This window comes from Gordonia zhenghanii (assembly GCF_021738965.1).
Taxonomy (GTDB): Bacteria; Actinomycetota; Actinomycetes; order Mycobacteriales; family Mycobacteriaceae; genus Gordonia; species Gordonia zhenghanii.
In genome coordinates this window covers 46,032-52,378 of the sequence record NZ_JAKKOQ010000022.1, presented here as the reverse complement: position 1 = coordinate 52,378, position 6,347 = coordinate 46,032, and the positions used below count along the sequence as shown (strand labels likewise).

Here is a 6,347-nt window from a genome sequence, read left to right as displayed (position 1 = left end):
CTCAAACGCTACATCGCACGCGAAATCTTCAAGACCTGCGAACGCAGCACAACCACCGCCGAGACCACGACAAACACCCAACACAGACCCACCGCGGCTTGACACCACACATAGAAGCGTCGAGACCCCGCCCGCCGGTCGAGCGTCCCCCCCGCCCGCCGGTCGAGCGTCCCTGCGTCCGCTGGTCGAGCGGAGTCGAGACCTCACAGAGCGTGCTTGTCCAAGAAGTCGTCGATCGCGCTCGCGAACACCTGATTGTCGTCACCGGCCACCATGTGGCCGGCAGCGCTGACGTCTGCGACGTCGGCGTGGGGGACCAACTCGAGCATGCTGGCGACGCCTGCTTCGCTGACGACGTCCGACTTTCCGCCGCGCACGATCAGCGTCGGCACCTTCACGTTCTGTGCAGCGGCGCTGAGCCGTGCCGGATCCGTGTGGCGGCGTGCTTCGTTTCCGGACGACCTGATGAACGCCGGGTCCCAGTGCCAGTACCAGCGACCGTCGTCGTGAAGGCGGACGTTCTTCTTGAGTCCTTCGAGGTTCCGCGGCCGCTTACGTTCCGGGTTGTACTCGGTGACGGCGTCGGCGACGTCCTCGAGCGTCGCGAAGCCATCGATGTGGTCGGTCATGAACGACTGGATGCGACCTATGCCTTCGGGTTCCACGTGCACGACGACGTCGACCATGACGAGGGCTGCCGCAGTGTCGGGATTCTCGCCCGCGAGGCACAGGCTGGTGATTCCGCCCAGTGACGCGCCGACGAGGATCGGTGCCCGGCCGATGGCCGTGACGACGTCGTGGATGTCGCCGACGAACGCGTCGATGCCGTAGTCGCCGTCGGGCGCCCAACTGCTGTCGCCATGCCCGCGCAGGTCGATGGTGTAGACCTCTCGGCCTCGCTCGGCGAGCGCTGCGGCGCTGCGATCCCACGAGTGTCGGGTCTGGCCGCCGCCGTGCAAGAGGACGATCGGCGTGCCCGTCGCGGTCTCGGACGCCCACCGATCGCCGACGATTCGGACCGCGCCAGAGTCGATGGACAGTGGTTCGGGCGTAATGTCGAGCATTCGTTTTCCTCCATAATCTATTCGATATTGCAAACCTACACAGAGGGTGAATCCCGGTCCGTTTCGGGTGGTTGCGATGCTTTTGTGGTCGATCTGAATGAATATGTGTCGAAATTGAAACCATTGACTACATGACGGAGTACCGATCAGACGCTATTGTCGATTCGGGTCAATGTTCACGCATTCACCCAAATCGAATCGTGATAGGAACCGAAGGGGAGACATGACGAAGATTGTGCGCCGCCGGACAGCAGGCATCGTTGCAGCTCTGGCCGTGACCACGCTGGTTGCAGCGGGATGCAGCGACGACAACACTGACGACGCTTCGAACGCATCGGGTACGGCGACCGAGCAGTCCGCAGACGCGAGCGGCGCGGAATCGGGCTCGGAGTCCGGTGCCACCAGTGGTGAAGACGTCTCGCTGGACGCGGCAGACGGCTCGAAGATCACCTTGACCGGCGCGATCGCGGGCAAGTACTCGTCGGCCACCGAGAAGCAGAAGACCGACCTCGGCAAGCCGCTGACCGGTGAGGACGCTTCGGGCACAGGCGAGAACGGTGTGTCCTTCCAGCAGTTCGACGGCGGCGTCATCACGTCGAAGGGCGACAACGCCTACATCACGTGGGGCAAGATCCGCGACGCGTGGAACGTCAAGCGCGACGACGCAGGCGAGCCCGCCGAGGACGGCAAGGGCGGCTCGGCAGGCCCGCTGGGCGCACCGACGAGCGACGAGACCGAAGAGGGCGACATGAAGAAGTCGACCTTCGAGAACGGTGAGATCACCTACGACACCAAGACTCAGAAGGTCGAGGTGACCGTCGACGGGAAGACCGTCGCGGCCGAGTGATCGAGTAATCGGTAGATATGCCCCGTCTGCGCTGCAGGCGGGGCATTTCTGTGTAGTGATGTAAAGGTTGTGATGTGAAAGAGCCGCTTCGACGTTGGAATCACAACATTCATTATCACAGCGTCGTACTCGACGTAGTGCCGGACGGTGCGCGTTCGGCATTGGACGTGGGGACCGGGGACGGGCTGCTGGCAGTCGATCTACGTGCCGCCGTCGAGGATGTCGTCGCGATAGACGTCGACGAGGACGTCCTCGAGTCGGCGCAGCGGGAGGCCGACGACGTCGAGTGGATTCACGGCGACGTCATGGACTATCCGTTCGCCCGGACGTTCGACGTCGTCGCGTCGATAGCGACGTTCCACCACCTGCCGGATCCTCGTGCCGCGTTCGGGCGACTCGCTGAACTGACGGCGCCGGGTGGCGTGTTGGTGATCGTCGGACTCGCACGACCTTCGACGCCACTCGACTACGGGTACGCCGCAGTGGGGAGCGTTCAACACCGCTGGTCATCGTGGCGGTATGGGTACTGGGAGCACTCGGCGCCGATTCTATTGCCGCCGCCGCAGACGTACTCGCAGGTCGCCGAGACGGCGCGCGAGGTGCTGCCGGGCGCGCGGTGGCGGCGACTGCCGTTGTTCCGGTATGCGGTCACGTGGCATCGACGGTGACCGTCTCCGACTGCGGGTCGCTCATGTCGACGGTGCGGCGGGCGCGTCGTCGACCATCTGGTGTCGGACGTCGTACGCGGCTCTCATGCGTTCCATCTCGGTGTCCCGGTCGCGGTACCCGCGGGCGACGAGTCGGTCGCGGCCGCCGGCCATGATCGGCCGGAGCCTCTCGCCTGTGGTTAACACGGGACGGGCGACCTTCAACACGCCAGTGAGGCGGCTCGGTCCGATGCCCAGTTCGTCGGCTGCTCGGTCGCCGAGGAACAGGCGTTGAAGGCCGCGCATCAGGTCGACGGCCGTGGCGTGGCGCCACCTGTCTGGGCCCGGCAACACAGCGGCCAGTTCGGGGATCAAGTAGTCGTCGGTGAGCGCGGTGACGAATTCGATGTCGTCCGGTCCAGGGCCGGGTGAGGTCAGCCGGTACAGATTCTCGATGCGGACATGGTCTGCGGCGGTGCACGGGTTGAGGTGATCGTCGACGCCGATGACGTGACCGACGTACCGCCACAGGTGGTAGATGTCGGCCAGTTCTTGATCGGTGAACCGGACGCCGAGTTTCTGCATAGCGTCGATGGCGATGTGGCCGAACTCCGCCATCGTGAACGCCATGTACGGCTGTGGAATCGGGACACCCCACGCGTCGTCGTCCCACAGCGCGGCCAGACGGAGACCGCGGCGCACGTGGGCGTGGATGATGCGCACGCGCACCGTGTACGCGAAGCCGTCACCGTCACGCCGCATGCCGCCGGGGCTGATCACATTTCGAAGCCACTCGCCGACCTCCACCGAACGGACCGCGGGCTGCGACACATAGCGCCCGGTCAGCGCCAGCGGCTTGCCTGCGATCGTGTTCGACGCACCGCGCAGCAACGACGCCGCACCGAGCACGATGCCTAACGAGGCGGTGTGCTGGACGAGAGTGTCTGCGGCGCGGTCCATCGCGGCGTGGTCGACCCAGGGCGGCTCGTCGTCGAGAACCGAGAACAGGTCATGCAGGGACGCGGGCGCATCCACGACCGCGTCGACGCCGAGAGCGAGCGCCGTGGTGACGGCATGGGTCGCGGAACCGGAGGCGAAATCGTCGGACACGAGTGCGTCAGCGAGTGGGTCGGCGTCCCACATCGCGTCGAGCCATCGCTTGCCTGCGGGACCGAAACGATAGACGGCGGCGTCTGATTCCACAAGGTCGGTCGGCGGCTGTTTGACCATGCATTCAGTCAAACACGAGAATTCCTCAGTTACTATTCACTTTCATGACCCGATCGTCTGGGACGCCGAGACGCGCACGACCTCGACAGCAACGCAGCATCGCGATGCGCGAGCGATTGCTGACCGAGGCCGTGCGACTGCTTGCCCGCACTCCGGGATCATTGCCGACGACCCAGCAACTCGCCGACAAGGCGCACGTCAGCATCGGTACCGTCTACCGGTACTTCGAGTCGATCGACTCAGTCGTGGACGAGCTCCGGTCGCACGCGATCCGGGACATCACCACCGATCTCGCGACCGGGGTCGGCACTGCGCTCGGACAGGAACCGATGGATGCGATGGTCACCGTCGTGGAGACCCTCACGTCTTCGTTCGAACGTCACCAGCCCATTCTGTCGGTGACTTTCACGGCCGGGGACGAGGGACAGTTGTGGCCGGAGGTCGAGGGGCCACTGGTCCCGCTGGCTCGTGTCTTGCCCGCTCGGCTTCGGCCTGACCTGCTGGACCGCGAGCTCGACGACCTCGTGTTCCTCACCATGGGCGCCACAGCGAGCCTGTGCCTGCGGATCGCGTTGTTCCGCGAACCCGACGCCGACCGCGACGCACTTGTGGCGGCGGCGGCGCGAATGTTGTTGGCCGCCTTCGCGACGTGAGCCAGACGGTGTCACCGGGTCTTCCCCGAGGGAGGGACCAGGGTCGATCTCGGGGAACTCACTGATGTGCATAGCTACTGGTCGCGCCTAGTTTTGTGGTCATGACGAACCTCGACGAGGGAGCACGGACATGATTGCAGCGAGCGAACTGACCAAGCAGTACGGCGACCGAACCGCCGTCGACGGGATCGACTTCACGGTGAGGCCAGGGAAGGTGACCGGGTTTCTCGGACCGAATGGTGCCGGGAAGTCGACGACCATGCGGATGATTCTGGGGCTGGATCGACCGACGTCGGGCTCGGTCCGGGTCAACGGTCATCCGTACACGCAGTCGCCTGCCCCTCTCCGAGAGGTCGGCGCACTGCTCGAGGCCCACGCCATCCATCCGGGACGTTCGGCCGTCGACCACCTCCGATGGCTCGCTGCGAGCAACGGCATCTCGCATGCGAGAGTTCGCCAGATTCTCGACCAAGTCGGACTCGAGGACGTCGCCCGTACCCGTGCCGGGAAGTTCTCGCTCGGCATGAGGCAGCGACTCGGCATCGCGTCCGCACTGATCGGTGACCCGCCCGTGGTGATCCTCGACGAGCCGGTCAACGGGCTCGACTCCGAAGGCATTCGCTGGGTTCGACGACTCTGCAGGCAGCTCGCCGACGAGGGGCGCACTGTGTTCGTGTCCTCGCATCTCATGGCCGAGATGTCTCTGATGGCAGACCAATTGATCGTCATCGGTCAGGGCCGGATCCTCGCCGACGCCTCGATGAGCGACTTCATGACTGACCACGCACCGAGTTACGTCCGCGTACGCACACCCGAGCCGGGTGATGCCCGACAGGCGTTGGCTCGAGCGGGCCACGACGGCGCGATGGTGGGCGACGAGTTGCGCGTCGCCGGACTGGACGCGTCCGCGGTCGGCGACGTCCTGTTCGCCGCCCGGGTTCGAGTCCACGAACTCACGGCCGTCCAGTCGTCTCTCGAGGAGGCGTTCATGGCGTTGACGGCGGACTCCGTCGAGTACCACGCCCACATGGAGCGTTCAGTCGCCCCAGCGCTCGAAGGAGCCTTCTGATGAGCACTACGACTGTCGCCGCCGGAGTCGACACGACGACCTTCACCGAGCCGGCAACGCCTGGTCTGGGAGCTGTGCTCAGAGCCGAGTGGATCAAGCTGTTCTCGGTTCGCTCCACCTGGTGGACGCTTGGAGCCACTGTCGTTCTCGGTGCGGGTCTCACCATCGTGCTGTGCGCGGCGAATGCGGAATGGCTGGCGTCCGAATCGGCGGACGAGTCTCCAGGATCGTTCATCACGTGGGGGATGATGATCGCCCAGATCTGCGCCGTCGTCATCGGTGCACTATGTGTGACGAGCGAATACGGAACTCGTATGGTGCAGGCGACGTTCGCCGCGGTGCCGTCCCGAGGGCGCGTATTGCTCGCGAAGTCTCTGATCGTCGGCCCGCTGATGTTCGTCGTCGGCACGTTCACCGCCGTGCTCGGGTACTTCGGCGGAAACTACTTCCTTGATGCACAAGGCATCGGGATGCCGCTGGAGGGCACGGTGGCGCGGTCGATGTACGGCAGCGGTCTCTTCATGGCCGCGATCGCACTGCTCAGCATCGGCGTCGGATTCCTGGTGCGGCACACGGCCGGAACCATCACGATCGTGCTGGCGGTGATTCTGATCCTGGGCAACATGGTGATGATGGTGCCGGGGGAATTCGGCGAATGGCTCGGGAAGCTGATGCCAGGAAACGCAGGCCAGGCGATCTCCACCCCCGTTCCGTTCAATCCGGACCTTCTGTCGGCGTGGCCGGGGTTCGGAGTCCTCGTCGCCGAAGTCGTCGCGGTCCTCGCAGTGGCGTGGGTGCTGCTTCGCCGACGAGACGTCTGACTTCTCGCAACGTTTG

At 65.0% G+C, this 6,347-nt stretch carries 7 protein-coding genes; 5 read left to right on the top strand and 2 right to left on the bottom strand.

Going from position 1 to position 6,347, the window contains the following annotated elements:
- Positions 1-203: 203 nt before the first annotated feature.
- On the bottom strand, positions 204-1,064 hold the full coding sequence (locus tag L5G32_RS18650) for an alpha/beta fold hydrolase (protein WP_237012577.1): 861 nt from the start codon (positions 1,062-1,064) through the stop codon (positions 204-206).
- 223 nt (positions 1,065-1,287) lie between these two features.
- Between L5G32_RS18650 and L5G32_RS18645 the strand changes: the two genes are divergently transcribed.
- Positions 1,288-1,911 carry an LGFP repeat-containing protein gene (locus tag L5G32_RS18645; protein WP_237012576.1) on the top strand — a complete coding sequence of 208 codons (624 nt, stop codon included), beginning with the start codon at positions 1,288-1,290 and terminating at the stop codon, positions 1,909-1,911.
- Positions 1,912-1,985: 74 nt separating this feature from the next.
- Positions 1,986-2,579, top strand: a complete 594-nt coding sequence (locus tag L5G32_RS18640; RefSeq protein ID WP_237012575.1) for a class I SAM-dependent methyltransferase — start codon at positions 1,986-1,988, stop codon at positions 2,577-2,579.
- A gap of 21 nt (positions 2,580-2,600) precedes the next feature.
- On the opposite strand, the gene L5G32_RS18635 is transcribed toward L5G32_RS18640, so the two are convergent.
- Entirely contained in the window at positions 2,601-3,788 is a 1,188-nt protein-coding gene (locus L5G32_RS18635; protein WP_237012574.1) for an oxygenase MpaB family protein, read from the bottom strand.
- 44 nt (positions 3,789-3,832) lie between these two features.
- On the opposite strand from L5G32_RS18635, the gene L5G32_RS18630 reads away from it, so the two are divergent.
- From L5G32_RS18630 to L5G32_RS18620, 3 genes are all read left to right on the top strand, one after another.
- Positions 3,833-4,441, top strand: coding sequence for a TetR/AcrR family transcriptional regulator (locus L5G32_RS18630; protein ID WP_308192066.1), 609 nt, complete (start codon positions 3,833-3,835; stop codon positions 4,439-4,441).
- Between the two features lie 130 nt (positions 4,442-4,571).
- Positions 4,572-5,510, top strand: coding sequence for an ABC transporter ATP-binding protein (locus L5G32_RS18625; protein ID WP_237012573.1), 939 nt, complete (start codon positions 4,572-4,574; stop codon positions 5,508-5,510).
- Positions 5,510-6,331 carry an ABC transporter permease gene (locus L5G32_RS18620; RefSeq protein ID WP_237012572.1) on the top strand — a complete coding sequence of 274 codons (822 nt, stop codon included), beginning with the start codon at positions 5,510-5,512 and terminating at the stop codon, positions 6,329-6,331. Before L5G32_RS18625 ends, L5G32_RS18620 begins: the two co-directional genes overlap by 1 nt.
- Positions 6,332-6,347: the final 16 nt, after the last annotated feature.

Coding starts and splice junctions, on each gene's coding strand:
- L5G32_RS18650 (WP_237012577.1), bottom strand. CDS start 1,064: ATGCTCGACATTACGCCCGAACCACTGTCCATCGACTCTGGCGCGGTC.
- L5G32_RS18645 (WP_237012576.1), top strand. CDS start 1,288: ATGACGAAGATTGTGCGCCGCCGGACAGCAGGCATCGTTGCAGCTCTG.
- L5G32_RS18635 (WP_237012574.1), bottom strand. CDS start 3,788: ATGGTCAAACAGCCGCCGACCGACCTTGTGGAATCAGACGCCGCCGTC.
- L5G32_RS18630 (WP_308192066.1), top strand. CDS start 3,833: ATGACCCGATCGTCTGGGACGCCGAGACGCGCACGACCTCGACAGCAA.
- L5G32_RS18625 (WP_237012573.1), top strand. CDS start 4,572: ATGATTGCAGCGAGCGAACTGACCAAGCAGTACGGCGACCGAACCGCC.
- L5G32_RS18620 (WP_237012572.1), top strand. CDS start 5,510: ATGAGCACTACGACTGTCGCCGCCGGAGTCGACACGACGACCTTCACC.